The sequence below is a fragment of the Chryseosolibacter histidinae genome (assembly GCF_018598225.1).
In the GTDB taxonomy this organism is placed as follows: Bacteria; Bacteroidota; Bacteroidia; order Cytophagales; family Cyclobacteriaceae; genus Chryseosolibacter; species Chryseosolibacter histidini.
This window is the reverse complement of record NZ_JAHESF010000014.1, coordinates 85,996-106,942: the sequence shown is the minus strand read 5'-3', so window position 1 is coordinate 106,942 and position 20,947 is coordinate 85,996. Positions and strand designations below refer to the sequence as shown.

At 51.0% G+C, this 20,947-nt stretch carries 17 protein-coding genes; 4 read left to right on the top strand and 13 right to left on the bottom strand.

The window, feature by feature from the left end:
- Positions 1-83: 83 nt before the first annotated feature.
- The 5 genes from KK083_RS15715 to KK083_RS15695 all read right to left on the bottom strand — a co-directional run bounded on the left by KK083_RS15715 (position 84) and on the right by KK083_RS15695 (position 9,541).
- Positions 84-1,313, bottom strand: a complete 1,230-nt coding sequence (locus KK083_RS15715) for a DUF3999 family protein (protein WP_254164392.1) — start codon at positions 1,311-1,313, stop codon at positions 84-86.
- Positions 1,300-3,645: a DUF2339 domain-containing protein gene (locus KK083_RS15710; RefSeq protein ID WP_254164390.1), complete on the bottom strand. Its 2,346-nt coding sequence runs from the start codon at positions 3,643-3,645 to the stop codon at positions 1,300-1,302. The genes KK083_RS15715 and KK083_RS15710 overlap by 14 nt, the downstream gene beginning before the upstream one ends.
- 213 nt (positions 3,646-3,858) lie before the next feature.
- Entirely contained in the window at positions 3,859-6,360 is a 2,502-nt protein-coding gene (gene priA, locus KK083_RS15705) for a replication restart helicase PriA (RefSeq protein ID WP_254164388.1), read from the bottom strand.
- Positions 6,361-6,396: 36 nt separating this feature from the next.
- Positions 6,397-8,430, bottom strand: coding sequence for a thioredoxin domain-containing protein (locus tag KK083_RS15700; RefSeq protein WP_254164386.1), 2,034 nt, complete (start codon positions 8,428-8,430; stop codon positions 6,397-6,399).
- Positions 8,431-8,530: 100 nt separating this feature from the next.
- Positions 8,531-9,541, bottom strand: coding sequence for a GSCFA domain-containing protein (locus KK083_RS15695; RefSeq protein ID WP_254164384.1), 1,011 nt, complete (start codon positions 9,539-9,541; stop codon positions 8,531-8,533).
- Positions 9,542-9,721: 180 nt separating this feature from the next.
- Here KK083_RS15695 and nagB point away from each other — a divergent pair, with 180 nt between their 5' ends.
- Positions 9,722-11,626, top strand: a complete 1,905-nt coding sequence (gene nagB / locus KK083_RS15690) for a glucosamine-6-phosphate deaminase (protein ID WP_254164382.1) — start codon at positions 9,722-9,724, stop codon at positions 11,624-11,626.
- A gap of 236 nt (positions 11,627-11,862) precedes the next feature.
- On the opposite strand, the gene KK083_RS15685 is transcribed toward nagB, so the two are convergent.
- Positions 11,863-12,408, bottom strand: a complete 546-nt coding sequence (locus KK083_RS15685) for a hypothetical protein (RefSeq protein WP_254164380.1) — start codon at positions 12,406-12,408, stop codon at positions 11,863-11,865.
- Positions 12,409-12,527: 119 nt separating this feature from the next.
- On the opposite strand from KK083_RS15685, the gene KK083_RS15680 reads away from it, so the two are divergent.
- Entirely contained in the window at positions 12,528-13,670 is a 1,143-nt protein-coding gene (locus tag KK083_RS15680) for a tetratricopeptide repeat protein (RefSeq protein ID WP_254164378.1), read from the top strand.
- Between the two features lie 33 nt (positions 13,671-13,703).
- Here the strand turns inward: KK083_RS15680 and KK083_RS15675 are convergent, their stop codons facing one another.
- Genes KK083_RS15675 through KK083_RS15665 form a run of 3 tightly spaced genes read right to left on the bottom strand, consistent with a single transcriptional unit; the run spans position 13,704 to position 17,084 of the window.
- Positions 13,704-14,648: a transglutaminase family protein gene (locus tag KK083_RS15675; RefSeq protein ID WP_254164375.1), complete on the bottom strand. Its 945-nt coding sequence runs from the start codon at positions 14,646-14,648 to the stop codon at positions 13,704-13,706.
- A 9-nt stretch (positions 14,649-14,657) separates the two neighbouring features.
- Positions 14,658-15,593, bottom strand: a complete 936-nt coding sequence (locus KK083_RS15670) for an alpha-E domain-containing protein (protein WP_254164373.1) — start codon at positions 15,591-15,593, stop codon at positions 14,658-14,660.
- A 42-nt stretch (positions 15,594-15,635) separates the two neighbouring features.
- A complete protein-coding gene (locus tag KK083_RS15665) occupies positions 15,636-17,084 on the bottom strand; it encodes a circularly permuted type 2 ATP-grasp protein (protein ID WP_254164371.1) in 1,449 nt (482 codons plus the stop codon).
- A gap of 160 nt (positions 17,085-17,244) precedes the next feature.
- On the opposite strand from KK083_RS15665, the gene KK083_RS15660 reads away from it, so the two are divergent.
- The gene (locus KK083_RS15660) at positions 17,245-17,928 is read left to right on the top strand and encodes an HAD family hydrolase (RefSeq protein ID WP_254164369.1); all 684 of its coding nucleotides are present in this window, start codon (positions 17,245-17,247) and stop codon (positions 17,926-17,928) included.
- Between the two features lie 115 nt (positions 17,929-18,043).
- Here KK083_RS15660 and KK083_RS15655 read toward each other — a convergent pair whose 3' ends face one another.
- Positions 18,044-19,042 (bottom strand): helix-turn-helix domain-containing protein, encoded by a 999-nt coding sequence (locus KK083_RS15655; protein ID WP_254164367.1) that lies wholly within the window; start codon positions 19,040-19,042, stop codon positions 18,044-18,046.
- Positions 19,043-19,279: 237 nt separating this feature from the next.
- On the opposite strand from KK083_RS15655, the gene KK083_RS15650 reads away from it, so the two are divergent.
- A complete protein-coding gene (locus tag KK083_RS15650) occupies positions 19,280-19,681 on the top strand; it encodes an ankyrin repeat domain-containing protein (protein WP_254164365.1) in 402 nt (133 codons plus the stop codon).
- Between the two features lie 92 nt (positions 19,682-19,773).
- Here KK083_RS15650 and rplI read toward each other — a convergent pair whose 3' ends face one another.
- Genes rplI through rpsF form a run of 3 tightly spaced genes read right to left on the bottom strand, consistent with a single transcriptional unit; the run spans position 19,774 to position 20,879 of the window.
- Positions 19,774-20,217, bottom strand: a complete 444-nt coding sequence (rplI, locus tag KK083_RS15645) for a 50S ribosomal protein L9 (RefSeq protein WP_254164363.1) — start codon at positions 20,215-20,217, stop codon at positions 19,774-19,776.
- A 27-nt stretch (positions 20,218-20,244) separates the two neighbouring features.
- Positions 20,245-20,496: a 30S ribosomal protein S18 gene (rpsR, locus tag KK083_RS15640; protein WP_254164361.1), complete on the bottom strand. Its 252-nt coding sequence runs from the start codon at positions 20,494-20,496 to the stop codon at positions 20,245-20,247.
- Positions 20,493-20,879, bottom strand: coding sequence for a 30S ribosomal protein S6 (gene rpsF, locus KK083_RS15635; RefSeq protein ID WP_254164556.1), 387 nt, complete (start codon positions 20,877-20,879; stop codon positions 20,493-20,495). The genes rpsR and rpsF overlap by 4 nt, the downstream gene beginning before the upstream one ends.
- Between the last annotated feature and the right edge of the window lie 68 nt (positions 20,880-20,947).

Genomic DNA, 20,947 nt, shown 5'->3' with positions numbered 1-20,947 from the left:
GTAATAGGGTAATCAGTAACCGGTGATCAGTGATCGGTGGTACATAGCGACCAAACTTCTCAAAACCGATTACCGAATACCGGTTACTGATTACCGGCACCCTTCATCATCCGCAGGGTAAAGAATCCAAGAAGCCCGATCACGACGATCATGATACCCCATAGCCAGAACTTGTTCTCGAACAGGGCGCTGATCTTTGTTTGGGGTGCTGCAATGCTCTGCTCTTCGCCGAGGGTGGCGGTGGCGGATGCCGTTGGGATCTTCTCTTCAAAATGTCTCAGCTCGTAGTAGGGTGCTGACAAGGCACGATTGCCATAGAACAGGTAAGTGTCGCCGGGCTCGAGTTCAGCGACCAGCTCCACTGCGGGGCCATCAACGTCGATGCCGGTTATTTTCAGCGGTTCATTGTCAAGATTGTTGATGATGAGTCGCAAGTGACTGGTTTGTTCGCCGTCCAGCGAGAATTCATTGGGTGTGTAAGAGGTCAGGTATCCTTCATGCACCGTGCCGTAGTTTTTTACCCATCCCTTTTCTGTTTTTACGCTGTCAATGAGCACCGCGATCTCGCAATAACGGTAGTAGTTATTTGAATTGTCTGTTTTGATGCGCAGGTTGCCCAGTGGCTGGTAGTGTTGCAGCGAGATATCGATCACGGTTTGTTTCGTCTTCTTCGAGTCGGTGATGGACCAGCGCGATGGAACGGGTGTGTACTTGCCTTCCGTTATCTGCTGATGGCGGAATACGGCGCGTTCAAAAGTAACCTGTTTGTCAGACCGCACACTCACGCGCAGATACCGGTAATCTGTAATGGGAAAATTTACCTTCGAATATTCGTAGCTGTCTACCGCATTGTCGAGCGAAAAGATGCGCTGATTTTCGCGCAGCATGAACCATTCCTTTTTGTTGTTGCTGCCTTCAATGGTAGCGAAGGCAAAATAGTTGGTCTCCTGAAATGCCAGGCTGATGAAATTTACTTTCAGGTCTTTGGGCAGCTCAAAGGTCATGTAGAGCACATCGCCTTTTTTGCTTTTGTTGATCGCGGTGAGCTCGGCTTCCTGCTCTTTTATTTCTGTGCTTCTTTTCTTGAGCAGGTATGGAACGATCGTGGTATCATTTCCAGCAATGGAATACAGCCTGAGGTCTTTGAGATCCCGGTCGCAATGAATGAAGATGTCGGGCGGTAGTGTAATGGTGTGCCATGCTTTCTGCTGAACGCCGTTTACCTTTCTCCTGTAGCTGAAGCTGTCCTGTGCAAAAACCGGAGTGTTGCCCAATAGTATGATGACGATGACAAAGAGCTTATTGTATTTCATTTCCCGTGGATCTTTTGTATTTGTTGTAAAAGAATGAAGCGGTGAGCAGCAACACACCCAGAATGATCATAACAATGGTTTTGGCGATGGTGCTCATCTCGGCCATATCGTACAGGAACAGTTTGATGAGCGTAACACCGAACAATACGATCGCTGCAAAGCGTACATATTTGAGGTCTCTGATCAATCCCAGGACAATGAGGAAGAGGGCATAAGCACCCCACAGGATGCTGAGCGCGAGCTTGAAGCTGTTCTCGATCCGGTTCATCTCCAGCCAGTGTACGAGCTCGCTGCTTAAAAAGATGAGCACCGCGAGGTGAAACAGGATGCGCTCCACTTCCCTTATTTTTTGCGGGAACATCTCGTGGCGCAGATAATGTTTATTGACGATCACCAATGGAATGATCAACGCGACGCCCAGGTAACGGATCAGGATGTTGTTGAGGTCGCGCACGTAAAACTTGTTGGCGGCATCGTTCAGGTAGCTCGACCGTAAATAGCTGAGCTCCACAAGCCCTGCGGTGAGGAAAACAGTGATAAAGAACACGTTGAGGGCCATGCTTCCGATCATCAGCCTGCGGTCTTTGATAAAACGTATTTGAATAATAGAGAGGACCAGGGCAAAGATGGCCGAGTAGCAGATCAGCCAGAGCGTCTGAAATTTCAGGATGTCGGTGTCGTACTGGTCGTAAAAATCTCCGTACTCAGTCCTCACAACGATCTTGGAAAGGGCATAGCGCTGATTCCAGAACGTTTCTACTTCCTTGAAGATGCCAATGTAAAGCACCACTAGGATCAGCAGGGGCAGGCCGAAGGCAAAGACGTTCGCGGGTAGTGTGTTGGGTTGCCAGGGCGACTGGTAACGCTGCTGTCTTCCCAGCCACATAATGAACCCGAATGCTGCCGCCACGAGCGCCGTGGTAACGAACTGGATATTCAGCAGGAACGTGAGCTTCGCATCAGTGTCGGTATAATAGTAGAAGCTTTGATAGGTGGTGTCCCAGTCATGGAGCAGGCTTCCAAACGCCAGCGCAATGAGCGGATAAGAAAGCTTTTCGTACACGGGAAATGATTTGGTGCGGCCGATCCAGAACAACAGTGCGGCTTCAACGGCCCACACCAGCGTTACCCAGTTGCCTTCTAACTGAACGGGTACTGCAAGCGTGATGAACACCAGCACCATGCCAGCTACAAAATAAAAGATGTCCCTGAACTGGCTTTGTTGCTTGTAGATGATCACACAGGCAATGAAGTGGATCACGGCCACGAACAGGGTAAACAATCCCAGGAGCTGTTCGCCACTTTCCAGGGTATCGATGGTGGAATATCCGTAACCGTAATAGATGAACGAGTTCAGCAGCATAAATGCCAGGTCAGGCTTGCTGAGCTGTTCCTTGCGGATGAGCTTGTACGCCAGGAAGGTGGTGTAGAACGTGAGAAAAAAGATGGTTGAGAAGATGAGGCTTACCGCAATGTGTTTCTCTTCAAAGCCGGCGGCATACCAGGCCATGAACGAAAGCCAGGTGAGGGCGAATGCGAGGTAGTATAAACGCTTCCAGTATTTTTTGAAGGCCAGCACAAGGATGCCGGTGTTGATGATGGTGATGTACGAGAACAGGATCACCACGCGTCCGGAGCCATCGCTCAAAAGAAACGGTACGGCATAGGCGCCAACCAATCCGATGATGCCGATCACCTCCTCGTCATACTGCGTGGCCGCAAAAACGGTGAAGGCTGTAAAGACAACCATCAGCACAAAGGCCATCGTCTGTGGTATGAGCTGGTAGAAGTCATAAGCGGCAAACGTGATGAAGTAGAGTACAGCCATGCCACCGCTCAGCAGCACAGCACTGAAGTTCTTGTGTGTCTTCTTCAGTTTCAGTGCCACCACGATCAGGGCAACGCCTGAAAGGTATCCCAGGATGATGCGTGTCAGCGGATTGATCAGGTCGTGATCAATGGAGTACTTTGCACCGAAACCAATACCGATCACCAGCACGGCGATGCCCACCTTGTTCAACAGGTTGGTGCCGATGAACTCCTCGATCGGTGTTTTTACTTTTTTTACAGGAGGCGGTGGTGGCGCCTGGGGCCGTACAGGTGGAGCGAAATAGACAGGCGGAGCCTCTACTTTTGGTGGTGGTGCTGGTGCCTCTTTTTTTACGGGTTCCGGCTCGATCCTCGGTGCCGTAGCGGGCCGTTCACCCAGGTCAAACTCAAAAACCGCGTTCTGCAGTTTTTGGATCTCTTCCTGGAAAGCCTTCTGTCGCCGTGCCAGGTCTTCGATCTTATCGTGAAGCTCCCGCAGAGCCTTGTTCCTGTCTTCGTCCATGTAAGTGGGGTAGTGTAAAGGGCAAAATAGTAAAAAGGAAGGTACGAAGTACGAGATACGAGGTACGAAGTTTGACCGTCCAGAAGTAGGCAGTAGGCAAAAGCAGTAGGCAATAGGGAGGGGTCAGATTTTCAGGTGATGTTTTGACTTCGAAAAGTAAGTGGTCTTAGTATTCAGAGCTCTTTTGCCTACTGTACCTTGCCTACTGCCTACTTAAACCGGGTCTACATCACAAATAATCCTCGCATTACGGAATATTTTCTCTTTCAGCACCTGATCAATATGCTGCTGGATAATGGTTTTTATTTGTACAAGATCACTTTTGCCGCGGGGGATCTTGATCAGCACGCTCATGAGAAACTGGTTCCTGATCTTGGAGATCATGGGCTCGCCTGGCCCCAGAATTCTGACACCCTGGAGATGCGTGCGAAGCTGTTCCGCCAGCATTACGGCAGCATCGCGACAGGCCTTTTTGTCAATGTGTTTTACCGTGATCTCGATCAGGCGACTGAAAGGAGGGTAGCTGTGCTGCTTCCGGTCATCCACTTCGCGCCTGTAGAATTCCTGGTAATGATGATGGAGAATATGCGTGAGCACCGGATGTTCAGGGCTCGAGGTCTGGATCACCACTTTTCCTTTTTTATCTCTTCGGCCCGCCCGCCCGCTCACTTGTGTGATAAGCTGATAGGCACGTTCGTACGAGCGGAAGTCAGGGAAGTGCATCATGCGGTCTGCGTTGAACACCCCAACAAGACTCACCTTATCGAAATCGAGGCCCTTGGTGACCATCTGCGTACCCACAAGCACCTGGGTCTGACCAGTCTCGAACTGTTCGATGATGGAATCGTAACCTGTTTTCGAACGCGTTGTGTCCAGGTCCATGCGCTGCACACTGGCATCCGGAAAATGAAGCTTGAGCTCTTCTTCCAGCTTCTCCGTGCCATAGCCCACCGTTGTGATCCTGGTGGATGTGCATACCGGGCAATTGCTTTTCAAAGCTTCGCGGTAGCCACAGTAATGGCACACCATGGCGTTTCGGAACTGGTGATACGTGAGGCTCACCGCGCAGTTCACACACTTGGGCACCCAGCCACAATCTTCACAATTCACCATGGGCGAGTAACCCCTGCGGTTCTGGAAAATGATGACCTGCTCTTTCAGCGACAACGCTTCGCCTATATTTTTCAGGAGCAGTCCCGAGAACTCTCCCTTGATGGTTTTTCGTTTTCGCTCTTCGCCCATGTCGGCCAGCACTATTTCCGGTAGCTGGGCGTCGCCAAAACGTTTGTCGAGTCGTACGAGGCCGTATTTGTTCTGCTCCGCATGGTAATAAGTTTCCACGGCCGGGGTGGCTGATCCGAGCAATACCTTGGCATGGTGAAGCTGTGCCATCACCAGCGCCGCGTCACGGGCGTGGTATCGTGGCGCCGGCTCCTGTTGCTTGTAGGAGGCATCGTGTTCCTCATCGATAATGATGAGCCCGAGGTTGTCGAAAGGCAGGAACACCGATGATCGTACGCCCGTCACGAATTTGAGCTTGCCGCTGAGCACGCCATTCCACACCTCTACCCGTTCGTTGTCTGAGAACTTCGAGTGATAGACTCCCATGGCCGGGCCGAATACTTTTTTCAGGCGCTGCACGATCTGTGTGGTGAGGGCGATCTCCGGAAGCAGGTACAGCACCTGTGCATCGCTTTCCAGGGCTTTTTTGATGAGATTGATGTAGATCTCCGTTTTTCCGCTTCCTGTGATGCCGTGCAGCAGGGTGATGTTGTGCTGCTCGAAACTTTTGAAGATCTCACCTTGCGCGCGCTGCTGTTCTTCGCTGAGCAGCACCACGGGCACCTCATGTGCTTCTTCAAAACCGAAGCGCGGCACCACGATCTCGAATTCTTCGAATACGTTGTTCTTGATCAGGGTATGCAGCGATGATTCGGAGATGTCGTCCGTGAGGAGATCTTTTTTTGTGATCCCGGTTTTGTTGTTCGCGTGGTCGTGCAACACGGGTACTTCCTGAAGATATTTCAGCACCACAGACTCCTGCTTGGGTTTGGATGAAAGTGTTTTGAAGAGCTCCTCGAGGGCTTCTTCTTTGTTCATTTCAGCCGTAAGCCTGATGCGCTTTTCCGTGCGGGGTTTGTATTTTTCCTTCACTTCCTCAAAGAGCACAATGGCGTTCTTTCCTGTCAGCGATTTGAGGATGCTGTAGATATATTTAACACCGAGGAACTTCGCGATCTCGGAGTAGGTGAGGGTGTCGTGCTGAAGTCTTTTGAGCAGCATCTGTTCTTTTTCAGAGAACGCGTGCTCACTTTCTTCGAGGCTGAAGGCGGGGTGCAGCTGCACCATCGATTCGCTGGAGAGCTTGAGGCCGGCAGGCAGCGCAGCATTCATCACTTCCCCCATGGTGCACATATAATAATCGGCCATCCACTGGAAGAACTTCAGCTGCACATCGGTAACGGAGGGAAATTCATCCAGCACCTCCAGGATGTACTTGGCTTCGTAATCTTTCGGAGGTGTTTCGTGAACGTTGTAGATCAGCCCCGTAAGCACTTTGCGGTCGCCAAACTGCACGATGGCCCTTTGCCCCGTTCTGACATGGTCATTGAGCTTCGCAGGCACCCTGTACGTGAACAGCTTCGGGATGGGAACAGGCAGCAGGATCTCTGCAAAAAGTGTACTCCTGGAATCCTCGGGCTCAAATATTTCCACAGAGGTAAAACTAAGAAAAAAGATACGAAGTACGAATTACGAGGGACGAAGTTGCTCCAACGCCTCCTCAAGACTATGCACTGGTCGTTGACAGGTCTTGTTAAAACAGACGTAGATCGTAGTCTTGTCCTCAATGGCAACCTTTCCTTCCAGCAGGGGCAGCTCGCTGTGTGTTGTGGTGCCCATGGTGAGCGCAAAGGGCTGGAATGACTGATGAAACCGCTCGTTAAGGCTTTCGATCTCAGCACCCACTAACGACACTTCTGCCAGTCCTTTTTTGATCTCGGTGTAAACAATGGCCCAGTTCGACATATAGTTAGGCTCAGCGGTGATGATGTGCCCCAATGAAAGGGTCATGTTCTCCGCCAGGGTCTTCCATTCTTCACGGTCAAGCATCACGCCAAGGTGCAGGAGGTTGTGTGCCATCACGGAGTTCGATGCAGGGATCACATTGTCGAAGATCTCTTTTTTATCAGCGATCAGCTTCTCGCCATACTTGCCGGAATAGAGGAAGAATCCGTCGGCGCTGTCGAGAAAGTGATCGATCGTATGGACCATGAGCAGCTCTGCACGTTTGATCCAGTATTCGCTGAAGGTAACCTGATACAACCGGATGCAGGCCTGGATCAGGTAGGCATAATCATCGAGGAAGGCCGGGATGTGTGAACGTTTCCCTTTGTAAGATCGATACAAAGTAACGCCCTCGGTCAGCTCCCGCTCGATGAACTCCATGTTCTTCAGGGCGGCTTTCAGGTAACGGCGGTCTCCTGTAGCCTTGAAGGCATCGGCCAGTCCTACCACCATCATGGTATTCCAGGCAGTGATGATCTTGTCGTCAAGGCCGGGAGGGATCCTTTTGTCGCGTACCTCCAGCAACCGGTCTTTGCTCTTTCGCAGCAGGTCCTTCCAGGCAACAGCCGTAAGGTTGTGCTTCTCCAGGAACTTATCGTCTGCCTGTGTACGGAAGAGGATATTGTTGCCATGCTCCCAGTTACCTTCTTCTTTTACAGAATAATATGCATTGATGACGGGAGCATCTGCCTTGAGAATGGCATCGATCTCATCTTTCTTCCAGACGTAGAATTTTCCTTCCACGCCCTCGCTATCGGCATCCAGCGCTGAATAGAATCCACCTTCCGGGTGCATCATTTCGCCCTGCAGCCACTCGAAGGTTTCTTCGAGCACGGTTTTGAATTCTTCATCCCGGGTAACGGCATAAGCCTCCGCATAGAGGCTCATCAGCTGCGCATTGTCGTATAACATTTTTTCGAAATGAGGAGCAAACCAGTATCCGTCAACCGAATAACGTGCAAAGCCTCCGCCGATCTGATCATAGATGCCGCCCATGGCAACGCGCTTCAACGTGAGCAATACCTGCCGCAGAGCTTTTTCGTTGCCGGTGATGTGATGATAACGCAGCAGCCACAACCAAAGGGAGGGCATGATGAATTTGGGCTCCTTCTCAAGTCCGCCCCACACCGTATCAAAGGCTGGTTCCAGTTTTGAATAGATGGCCTCGAGGTCGTTTTTCAACGCTGTTGGCTCCGGTGCCCTTTTGTAGCGACTGGTGTCCTGCTGGGCCAGGTGCTCGGCAAACTGCTGCGCGGATTCTTCCACCTCGCCACGCCGTTGGGTAAAGGCCTTATGCACACCTTCCAGAACCTGTACCCACTGCTGCGGAGGAAAATAGGTGCCGCCATAAAAAGGTTTCTGATCAGGCGTGAGAAAAACATTCAACGGCCAACCGCCATGCACCCCCATGGCCTGTACAGCGTCCATATAGATCTGGTCTACATCCGGGCGTTCTTCACGGTCTACCTTGATGCACACCAGGTATTCGTTCATCATCCGGGCGTACGTGTCTTTTTCAAAAACCTCACGCTCCATCACATGGCACCAGTGGCACGAAGAATAACCGATGCTCACCAGGATGGGCTTGTTCTCCTTTTTCGCTTTCATCAGGGCTTCCTCGCCCCATTCATACCAGTCTACAGGATTGTGCGCATGCTGCAGCAGGTAAGGAGAGGTGGAGTGGATCAGCCGGTTAGCGTTTTGAGTGCCTGTTGTCATAGTTGTTTTTTGGGTGTTTGAAATAAATCGTACCAGATAAGTAGTCGTCGGACCACTGCCATGCGCGCTGCCTTGTGCGCAGTGGTCTGACGACTATCGACTACTGCCGTGGACCGTCGTCCGTGGACTGTGGACTCTTTAGTTGCGCTTTTACCAACGCCATCTCTTCCTCAACATCGATCTTCGGTTTTAGTTCTTCCAGGCGTTTCAATGTTTCGCGCAGAAATTGCTGATGCGCCGGGGAAGCGGGATGGAAAGGTTTATGGGCAAGGGCCGAAAGCAGGGACTTCCATTGTTTCAGGAACGATCTTGTTTCGTTGGAGAAATACCGGTCGCTGAACTTTTGCCAGATGTATTCCTCCGCATCTTCCGTGGGATGCAGCATGTCTGATTTGTAGAAGCGATAGTCGCGAAGGTCGTCCATCATCATCTCATAGGCGGGGAAATATTCAACGTTCGCGAATTCTTCTGTGATGCGGTGCATGGCCACCCGGAGCACAGCTTTGCTTACACTGTTCAGCTCCAGCGTGTCTTTGATGTGGCGTACGGGGCTCAGGGTAAGAATGATCCGGATCTCCGGGTTGATCGATATCAACGCATCATAGAGCTGTTGGAACGAGCCGACGATCTCCTGCTCCGTCATCAGCGATTTGGTAAAGGTTGTGGAAGGCATCTTGTGACAGTTGGCCACGATCTCGCCCGTTTCTTTCCGCTGATACACCCATGCCGTTCCATACGTGATGAAGAGCCATCCCGCGGTTTTGATAAACTGGTGGACCGAGTCGATCCTGTTGCTGATCTCTGCGTGTAAGTTGCGTGTGTCAAGCGCCGAAAGCTCGGAGTGAAAGTCGTAGTTCAGGTTTACCTGCTGGTGCTGGAGGTAGGTGTGCTCCGGCGGTGTTTCATGGCGGATGGCATAACGCAGCACCTTGTGGATGGATGCGGGATTGTAGATCACACCGAAAGGATTGACCATGGATGGGAATTTGTACCGCACCAGGTTTCCGCCAATGGCATCGGCAAAGCACGAACCGACTGTTAAAACCGGGTTTTTAAGGCCGATAACGTGTTGAGAAGGGGTGATACTTACGTCTGTTCGGAAGCTGTTCATAAAAATATGTTACCGCAAACACTTGAAGATTTCGCACATTTTCAGGTACCTTTACCTTCGGTTCAAGGCAGTTGTTCGTTCAAAAATAGGGAAATGCCCGCCAACAGTTGCAGCAGGCAAGGAAGAATAGAAACAACCGCCATTTTGTTATAAGGAAATCAACAACTTAAATATATACTGATGAGTAACGACCTGGCCGCCTTCGAAAAGATTCCAGTAAAGATCTTCAACACGTCAGAACAAGCTTCCATTTTTGTTGCTACTGAAATTGCTGCGTTGATCAAAGCGCGGCAGCAGGAGAACAAACCCGTTGTACTGGGGCTTGCTACCGGTTCAACGCCCACGCGTGTGTATGCAGAGCTGGTGAAGATGCACAAAAAGGAAGGGCTCAGCTTCCGCAATGTTCACACCTTCAACCTGGACGAATATTATCCCATGCAGCCTGATTCACTTCAGAGCTATGTGCGGTTCATGGGTGAGCACCTGTTCGATCACATCGATATTCCGAAACAGAACATCAATATTCCTGACGGCACCCTGCCCAAAGAAAAGGTAGGCGACTTCTGCCGCGATTACGAAAAGAAAATAGACGACCTCGGTGGCATCGATATCCAGGTGCTGGGCATCGGGCGCACCGGTCACATCGGCTTTAACGAGCCCGGTTCGACAGAGCGGTCGCTAACCCGCCTTGTAACGCTCGACCAGGTAACCCGTATCGACGCTGCCAGCGATTTCTTCGGAGAGGAGAATGTTCCCCGCAAGGCCATCACCATGGGTGTTGGCTCGATCATGAAAGCGCGGAAAGTGTTCATGATGGCGTGGGGTGAAGGCAAGGCAGCCGTGATCAAAAAAGCGGTTGAAGGCCCCGTCACCGACCAGATCCCGTCATCGTTCCTGCAAAAGCATCCTGACTGTCTCGTAGTGCTCGATGAAGCATCGTCTTCGGAGCTGGTGCGCAAGAAGACACCGTGGGTACTCGACAGCATCGACTGGAACGACAAACTGATCCGCAAAGCAGTAGTATGGCTCTGCTTCAAGCTGGGCAAACCAGTGCTCAAGCTCACCAACCATGATTACATGGAGCATGGTATGGGCGACATCATTACCGAATATGGCTCTGCATACAAGGTGAACATCAAGGTGTTCAATGACCTGCAGCACACCATCACCGGATGGCCCGGAGGAAAGCCGAACGCCGACGATTCACACCGTCCTGAGCGCGCCAAGCCGTTCCCGAAAAAAGCCATCATCTTCTCGCCTCACCCTGACGACGATGTGATCTCCATGGGTGGAACATTCATTCGCCTGGTTGACCAGGGACATGAAGTGCACGTTGCCTACCAGACCTCAGGCAACATTGCAGTGTTCGATGACGATGCCGTTCGTTTCGCAGACTTTGTACGCGATTTCAACACCGAGTTCGGGCTGAGCAAAGCCGATGGTGAGAAGTTTTATCAGAAAGTGGTATCGTCGATCAAAGGAAAAGGCCCGGGCCAGATCGACAGTGCCGAGGTATTGAAGATCAAAGGATTGATCAGGAGGGGAGAAGCGAAAGCGGGTGGCCGTTACGTTGGCATCCCCGACGAGCAGATGCACTTCCTCGACATGCCGTTCTATGAGACGGGCGCTGTGAAGAAGAAACCCCTTGGTGAAGAAGATATCAAAGTGATTATGGACCTGCTCCAGAAGATCCAGCCTCACCAGATCTATGCTGCGGGTGACCTTTCAGATCCGCATGGTACGCACCGTGTTGCCCTGGCGGCGATCTTCGAGGCTGTGAACCGCCTCAAGAACGAAAGTTGGATGAAAGATTGCTGGGTATGGCTGTACAGAGGTGCATGGCAGGAGTGGGACATCGACCAGATCGAGATGGCTGTACCGCTGAGCCCCGACGAGCTGATGCGCAAACGCAGAGCAGTGTTCAAGCACCAGTCACAAAAAGACAGTGCGATGTTCCCCGGCAGCGACAAACGCGAGTTCTGGATGCGTGCCGAAGACAGGAACCACGCCACCGCCGCCGCCTACAACGCGCTCGGCCTGGCCGAATACGAAGCCATGGAAGCCTTCGTCCGTCACAAGTTTTAATTCATAGGATCCCGATAGCTATCGGGAGGACATTAGGCATTGGGGACCTCCTCAATGCCTTTTTTTATTTTTATTTCAACCCTTTGCCACTCACCCAGTCTCCGAACATCACTCCACAGGAAGATCTCACACCACTCCCTTCTGGCTCCTGGCTTCTGACTCCTGGCTCCTTACTTCTTACTCCTTTACCCTCCCTAGCTTGTGTGGGCCGGTGCGGATGAAGCGAAGGAGGGTTACTACTTACTCCTTACTTCTTTCTTTAATTCGAAAGTCGCTTTAATCCCTCCCTCCGGAACCAGATAACCGATCACCGTTTCTCTGCGCTGCTCCCCGTTAATATCATAAGCAATGGTAATGGCACAATCTCCGGGTATTTTGATCCAAACCGTACGGGAGTCATCGTTTTTCAGGTCTGTGATCTCTTTTTCCTGGCAGCCTTCTATGCGGATGATGCCCAGGTCAGTGCCGGTGGAGTTTTTAAACGTGATACGGGCATAGCTCAGCAGCCACACCATGATGTAAGCATATAAGATCCCTACCGGGATATTGAGCACGGTTACGCCCAGCGATTTCAGCAGCACGGGAATGGAGATCCTGGCTTTCAGGAAATTGAACAGGAGCACGCCGGCATAGATCCAGTTAACGATGATGGCGAGGATGGTGAACTGGTAGGCCACAAACGCAACGAACGAAGAGGGGTTGAAGTAAAACCAGATGAGAATACCTGTGCCGATGATGAAGAGACTGATGGCAAGCGCAGCCGCGAACTTGAAATTAGGCATAAAACACTCCTGAATTGTGCAGCTGGAAGTTATTCATTTCTTCGACAATCAGGCCAGCATAATAGGATAGATTTGTTAATGGTTGTTCCTTTCCCTAATTTCCACAAAAAGCTTTCCTTATGAAATATACCCTCCTTTTGTGTGCCCTGGCTTGTGCCCTGTACGGTGCAGCGCAGAAAACTGAAAGAAACGTAAACCTGATCTGGGAGGCCGATCGCCTTATCGCCAGTTACCGGTTCGATGATGCGTTGAATCTGTTGCAACAATCCACAGACACCCTTGATATCGAGGTAATCCAACGCCAGGGTTATTGTTATTTCAGGATGGGAGATTACGCCAGTGCCATCAGCGCCTTCGAAAGCGTTACAGCGATCGATTCCGCCAATACAAACGCCCTGCATCAGCTTGGGCAGCTGTATTCGAGGAACAACCAGTACAACAAAGCGGTGCAGTGTTACCAACAGATCATTGCGACAGATTCCCTGAACAGTTTCTATTATAAGCAATACGCACAGATAGCCTCTCAGAACAACGACATCAAAACCTCTATTTTTCTTTATCTGAAAGCCGTAAGTCTTAGTCCGAGGGATATTGAGGCGTATATATCGTTAGGCAATGCCTTGCTGGAAGACGAGCTGTATGAAGTGGCGGATAGTATACTCACGCATGCAACACAGATCAATCGCAGTCCGCAGCTCAGGCTGCTGCTCGCCAAGGCACAGCTCGGTGAAAAAAAATACAGGGAAGTGGTGCAGACCACGGAACAGCTGATGTCTAAAGGTGACACCATTCCCGCCTATGCACGGTTGCTGGGCATCAGTTACTTTCAGCTGGATGAGTTCGAAAAGGTGATTCCCTGCATGCGGTTTTTATCTGCAGCAGGTGTAAAAGCGGAGTGGATCTATTATTACCTCGGTGTTTCGTTCCAGCAGACCAACAGACCCGACAGCGCCGTAGCATATCTGAACAAGGCTATTGAAGAAGGAATTTCGGAGAACATCAGCACGTACTATACGCAACTGGCCACGAGCTACGAAAGCCTGAAAGATTTCAAAAGCGCCATCAAATATTATAAGGCTGCTTACGAAAGTTCAAAATCCGATATTCTGCTGTATCACCTGGCCCGCAACTACGATGTGTATTACAAGGATAAGTCGCAGGCCGTTGCCTATTACAAACGGTATCTCAGCTCCGATGATACGATCAGGATTGCACGGGAGTACACGCGGCTTCGCCTTGATGAGCTCTCTGTTTACCGCTAAGCGCGGCAAGGCAGCTTCATTTCTTCGGTTTTACTACTGCTGCATCTGCATTTCCTGATGCTTGCGGAAGGAGTTTCTGCTGATGGAAGAGACTGGAAGAGCGTCTTCCTGCACACCTGCGCTGAGCTGCCCGTTCTCATAAGAAACGGTGACAGCTACTTCAAGCGTGTGATTGGACGTTCCACGATAAGTGCCGCGAACCGGAGAACAGTCTGAAAAGTTTTTTCCGACCGCCAGCCGCACGTGGTTTTCGTTGGCGATACAGTTATTGGTGGGGTCGAGCCCGAGCCATCCATAGTCGGGGATGTAAGCCTCCACCCAGGCATGGGTTGCGCCTTCGCCACGCATACCGTTTTTGTTGGGGCAAATATATCCGCTGACATAGCGGGCCGGGATGTTGAAGAGCCGCAGGATGGCCAACAGAAAATGGGCGAAGTCCTGGCATACACCAGACCGGATCTTCCAGATCTCATCGAGCGTGGTCTCAACGGTGGTGATACCTTTCTTGTACGTGAAGTTCGTGAATACATAAGTGCAGAATTCCTGTGCTGATACCAGGGGCGAGCAGTTCTTGCAGCGCACTTCGTCCATGAGCTTTTCAACTTCGGGCAGGGCTTGAAATGGTTCCAGCCTCAGGAAGTCGATGAAGGGTATCTGGTCCTTTACCTTCTCCAGGGCTTGCCACTGCGCTTCGATGGGCAGCGCATCTTCCGGCAGCTTTTTACTTTTTGTGATCACTTCCAGCCGTGAATCGATCACGAGCTCGCGGTGCGGATGTGAATGGGTGAAAGTGCCCACTTTGTTTCCGAATATGTCGCGATGGATGTCGACATCGGGGTTGCCGGTGACGCTGATGGCATGGAGTGTTATTTCCTGGTGCTCGTCGGTGATGGGATACAACATGATCTGGTTGGCGCTGTCGCGAACGGGAACTTCATAGGTATACCGGGTAATGTGCTGGATCTTGAATTTTGCCATGCTGTACTATCAACTATATGCAAAATAGTACTGGTTCAGCGCATTACCAATGTCTTGCAGGTCGTGATTGAGGCTGGAAAGGAAATTGTGAAGGCCCACTTCCGAAACATGCTGTAAATTAGAGTATTGGATCTTGCTGCGCAGCTTTCCGATCCTGAAATTGATCGCCCGGTATCCTTCCGTGTTCAGGTCGTTCTGCAGGCGGTCGAAATAGCGCTGGAGGGCATTCAGCGAATAGAGCACCGAGCGGGGGAAGTGGGTATTGAAAATGATCTGGTTAACAATGTTGCGCGCCTCGAAGGCCGAGCGGTATGTTTTGAGGTACAGTGCGTATCCGGAGACAGAGAGCAGCAGGTGTTTCCAGTACATGACATCCGCTGTTTTCTCCATATCATAAGAGAGATCGCTGAACCGCACATCGAGGATGTCCACAGCCTGAATGGCACGTTCCAGGTATCGCCCCAGGTTCATGAACGAGAAACCATCGCCGCGGAACATGGTCGACTCAGAGGTGCCGTAATACAGCATGCTCTGGCGGATCAATATATCGAGCGTTGTTACGGGATCGTCATACTGAAGCATGATCGATAGCTTATCCTCCTTGATGAGATGGTAGAACTCGTTCAGGCATTGCCACAGCTCTTTGGTGATGTGATCCTGTACCGAGCGCGCATTCTCACGCGAACGCACCACCATGTTGTAGACGGAGTTCGGGTTCTCCTTGTCGGCCACCATGTATTGGAGCACCACGCGTGTGTCGTCTTGCATCCTGCCGATACCATCGTCGTCGAGGTAAGTGAAGATCTTGAGCACAGGGCGCCAGGTAAATTCCTGGATGTTATCCTGTGAAGAGGCGTAGTTTGTCTTGAGCATACGCATGATGCTGTCGGTGCGCTCCATGTAACGCGACATCCAGTAAAGCGAATCAGCAACGCGGCTTAGCATAGAAATTTATAGTCATACTTGAACTTTCATCTGGCGACGATCTTAAATGGCAAGCACCCACGTGTCTTTGCTGCCACCTCCCTGCGACGAATTCACCACGAGCGAGCCTTCCTTCAGCGCCACCCGGGTCAATCCACCAGGAACAATTTCGATCCCGCCAGGCCCGCACAAGGCAAACGGACGGAGATCGAGCCTTCGCGGCTGAAGTTTGCCGTTGATGTAGCAAGGTGCTGTTGAAAGGCTGATGATCGGCTGGGCGATGAACTGCCGCGGCGCTTTTACGATCTCTTTTTTGTACGCTTCGATCTCCTCTTCCGAGGCTGTATGGCCCATCAGCATTCCATATCCGCCCGATTCGTTGGTCTTTTTGACCACCATCTTCCGGATGTTGGCAAGCACATGCATAAGCTCATCCTGGTTTTCAAGCCGGTGCGTGGGAACATTCTTAAGCAACGGCTCCTCATTCAGGTAGTACCGGATCATCTCCGGAACATACGCGTAAATAGCTTTGTCATCAGCCACACCGTTGCCGAGCGCATTCACGATCGCCACGGTTCCCTTGCGGTAAGCCGAGAGGATGCCCGAGACGCCAAGCGTACTTTCCGGGTTGAATACGAGCGGATCAAGGAAGTCATCGTCAACCCGTCTGTAAATGACATCCACCTGCTGAAGCCCGTCTGTGGTCTTCATGTAAACCTTGTGATTGTCTACCACAAGATCACGGCCCTCCACCAGCTCAACGCCCATCAGGCGCGCCAGCGTGGCATGTTCGAAATAGGCAGAATTGTAAATGCCGGGCGTCAGCAGCACAACGTTGGGATTAGATACCTGCCGCGGCGACAACGACATCAGGTTGCGATGAAGGATGTTGGGATATTGTGTAACCGGTTTTACAAAGTTCTTGGGAATGAGGTCGGGAAAAAGGCGTTTGGTGATCTCGCGGTTCTCGATCATATAAGAAACACCTGATGGCGTTCTCAGGTTGTCTTCCAGTACATAAAAAGTGCCGTCATGGTCCCTGATCAGGTCGATGCCTGCAATGTGAACATAGATGTCATGCGGTACTTTCAGGCCCTGCATCTCGCGCAGGTAATGCGGACAGGTGTAGATCAGGCCGACCGGCACCACGCCATCCTTGAGGATGAACTGCTCGGAATAAACATCTTTCAGAAAAAGATTGAGCGCTTTCAGTCGCTGCTTGATACCCCTGTCGATGAAGTCCCACTCGTGGCCTGTGATGATGCGGGGAATGATGTCGAAGGGGAAGATCTTTTCGATGCCCTCACCGCTGGAGTAAACGGTGAACGTAACGCCCTGGCTCATAAAAAGCCTTTTGGCAAGCTCTTCCTTCTTGCCGAGCTCTTCCGGCGCAATGTGCGACAGGAACCGGTGAACATCCTGGTAATGTTTGCGCACCGCTTGCTGATCATACATTTCATCCCACACGGATGGTATCGAAGGATATTCCCTAAGGAGATCTGGGTTGACCATATAACAGTTCAGGTGAGGTTGCCGCGCACCGGTTTCACGGAGCACAATTCAAAATACTTATTTATGGGAACACTTTTTTAGTGTGGTTCTTTTATTTTCTATGCAATCGAATTCTATGATTGTAAATTGCGTTTAATATTCAAATAGCAGAGACAAACTGATGCAACTGAAAGTGATAGCCTTCGATGCCGATGATACCCTGTGGGTGAATGAGCCTTATTTCCGCGAGACCGAAAACCGCTTCTTTGAATTATTCCAGGATTACCTGCCCCAGCATACCGTAGCCCGCGAGCTCCTGAAGACGGAGATCGACAACCTCACGTTGTACGGATATGGCATCAAGGGATTTATCCTGTCGATGATCGAAACAGCGCTGCGCATATCGGAGAAGACCATTCCGCTGGAGGTCATCGAAAGGATCCTCCAGGAGGGCAAGGACCTGCTGCAGAAACCCGTGGAGATCATCGATGGTGTGGAGGACGTGCTCAACGCGCTGAAGGGAAACTACCGCCTGGTGATGGCTACCAAGGGTGACCTGCTGGACCAGGAACGCAAGCTGAAGAAATCAAAGCTCGAGCATTATTTCCACCACATCGAGATCATGTCAGACAAACGCGAAGACGACTATCGTAAACTGATCAAACACCTCGACATCAAGCCGGAAGAATTTCTCATGATCGGCAATTCCCTGAAGTCAGACGCCCTGCCCGTGCTCAACATCGGAGGCCACGCCATCCACGTTCCGTATCACATCACCTGGGCCCACGAGACCATAGAAACCACGATCGAGAACAAGAATTTCAGGCAGGCGGAGAAGATCAGGGATGTTTTAAAACTGCTGTGATGGTTGCCAGTTGCCGGTCCCCGGTTGCCGGTTCTGGTGAGTTGTCAAAATCGAAGCCTGGAACGTCTAACTATTCTCCGTACTAAACTGGCAACCGGTAACTGGCAACCGGCAACTAGTTCCCTACTTTAAACCTCGCCGGCGTCGTCTTATGTATCTTCTTAAACGCCGCATAAAACGCTGAAGGTGTGTTGAACCCGCTTTCAAAAGCGATGGCCTCTACCGTGTAGTTTTTATGCTGCGGTGACAGAAGCAGTTGCTCCGCTTTTTTGATCCTGTACTGGATGAGCAGCTCCGAAAAACTCTTTTTGAAAAAATAATTGATGGCCCTGGAAAGAAGGTAAGGCTGTACCTTGAGCCTTGCGGCCAGCGATGTAACCGTAAGGTTCGGATCGGTGAAGATCTGTTCTGCCTCCAGCATTTGTCGGATTTGTTTCCCCAGCGCTTCATAAGCTTCGGTATCGGTGGGTTCAGACTTTTGCCTGGGGTCGGGAAGAAAGATCCTCGCGCGTTTGATCGCCCAGAGCGAGAGCGCGTAAAATACCAGGGCTGCCGTGATGACATTGACCGCATAGATCAGGCGTTGATACACGGTGACCTGTAGCACGAACGAGCACCAAAGTAAGCTCACAGCTGCCAGCAGGTTGAGCGCCCATTTCCATTTCAGGTCGTCGGTCCTGAACAGGCTGCGATTACTCCACACCAGCCAGTAACATAGTATAATATAGATCAGCACATGCAGCGTGATGGTATAGTAGGCGGGGCCGAGGACCTTCCATCCCGACAACGGCAAGATGAAGGGAAGGAGGGCAGCGGGTAGAAAGTGCCAGTAGATATTTCTTGAAGGAGGCGACGTTACAAACAGGCTTTTGACCAGGAGCACCAGCACCGGACCGATGGCAGCCATGGCCACCACCCCCACAGCGCTCAGCTCATACACCATACCCGGCAGGAAGAACATGCCCACCACCGATTTGCCCACCCGCAGGGCCAGCAGAAAAAGCAGCAAAGCCAGCAGCCGGTTAGCCCGTTTCTTACCGATGATGAGCAGCGTCAGGGCCATGAACAGGCTGTGCCCCACGGCCAGGGTGCAGATGATGAAGATATAGTCCATTGAAGCTTTACGAATCTAAGCTAAAGCAAGTATGAAATCCCAATTCTGTAGTACTGATTCGCGAATCAGGAGTTGATTTTTCTTTCGGGAGCCTATCCTTGCCTTGTCATCAAACGTCAACCGATTATGAAAACTTCATCCGGCAACCGCAGAACCTTTTTGAAGGTGAGTTTTATCGCAGCAGGAGGGTCACTCATCGCCCTGCCTGTGTACAGCAAACCGTTAATCCACAATCATATGCAAAAAAAAGAACCGATCAAGCCTGAGCTGGTGCGCGAGTTCGTGGCCAAGTCCCATGGCGATCTTGCCAGGGTGAAAGAGCTGCTCGAGCAGGAGCCCAGCCTGCTCAATGCCACCTGGGACTGGGGCGGCGGAGATTTTGAATCCGGTATCGGCGGGGCTGGCCACATGGGCCGTGTTGACATCGCCGAGTTCCTGCTCGAAAAAGGAGCCCGTATGGACATCTTCTGTGCCGCCATGCTTGGTAAATTCGACATCGTGAAAGCCACCCTCGAAGCCTATCCACAGCTCAAAGCATCCAAAGGCCCCCATGGCCTCACGCTGCTCCACCACGCCCGCCAGGGTGGCGACAGATCAAAACAGGTGCTCGACTACCTCACTGAACTTGGCGCATCCTGAATTGGATGCTTATTCTACCAAATAAAAGAGCCGCTCGTTTCCGGGCGGCTCTTCTGTATTTCTCCTTAATTCTTACTTCTTGCTCCTTACTACTATTCTCCTACAACCTTTACTTTGATCTCGTGCTTCACCTCTTTGTGAAGGTCAAGAACAGCGTTGTAAGTACCCAGTTGTTTGGGGCTTTCTTTCAGGACCACTTTCTTGCGGTCGATGTCGAAACCTTTTGCCTTCAGGGCGTCAGAGATCTGGAGGGCTGTAACAGCACCGAAGATCTTTCCGCTTTCACCGGCTTTGGTCTTGAGCTCGATGGTGAGGTCGCCTACTTTTGCAGCAAGAGCCTCAGCATCCTGTTTCACCTTTGCAGCTTTGTGGGCAGCCTGACGAACGTTCTCGTTCACCAGACGCTTATTCGAATCGTTGGCGATCAGGGCAAAACCATTCGGGATCAGGTAATTGTTGCCGTAACCGGCTTTTACCTTTACGATATCGTTCTTATAGCCAAGTCCTGCAACGTCTTGTTTCAAAATTACTTCCATGTTCGTTTGTCTTTAAAGGTTCAACGATTACTTCAATGAATCACCAACATAAGGAAGCAAAGCCAGGTGACGTGCACGCTTTACAGCCTGAGCCACTTTCTTCTGGAATTTCAAGCTTGTTCCGGTGAGTCTCCGGGGCAGGATCTTGCCCTGCTCGTTGATAAACTTCAGCAAGAAATCAGGATCCTTGTAATCGATATATTTGATACCGTTCTTCTTGAAGCGGCAGTACTTGGGTTTGTTCTCTGCGCGCTTGATGGGTTCGTTCATTAATGTCATCGTGAAGTCTCCTCCTCTTTTTTAACAGGTTTTCTGTTTTCCTTGTTTTTGAATTCGCCTTTGCGCCTGCGCTCGTTGTAAGTTACAGCGTGCTTGTCCAACACCGTAGTGAGGAAGCGCATCACAGATTCGTCCCGTCTGTACTCGGTCTCGAGTGTGTTGATGAGGGTAGGTTCTGCCGCAAATTCGATGAGGTTGTAGAAGCCAGTAGACTTTTTGTTGATGGGATAAGCCATCTTCTTCAAGCCCCACTGCTCTGTGTTGAGGATATCTGCTTTACCCTTTTTCAACACCTTCATGAATTTTTCGACAGTATCCTTTGCCTGATCTTCAGACAAAACGGGATTTAAAATGAATACCGTCTCGTAATTGTTCATACTTATTTGTTAAGTTTTTGAGCCTGCAAAAGTAGGAAAACCTTCCGGATATAAAAACCTCACCCCTCGAATTT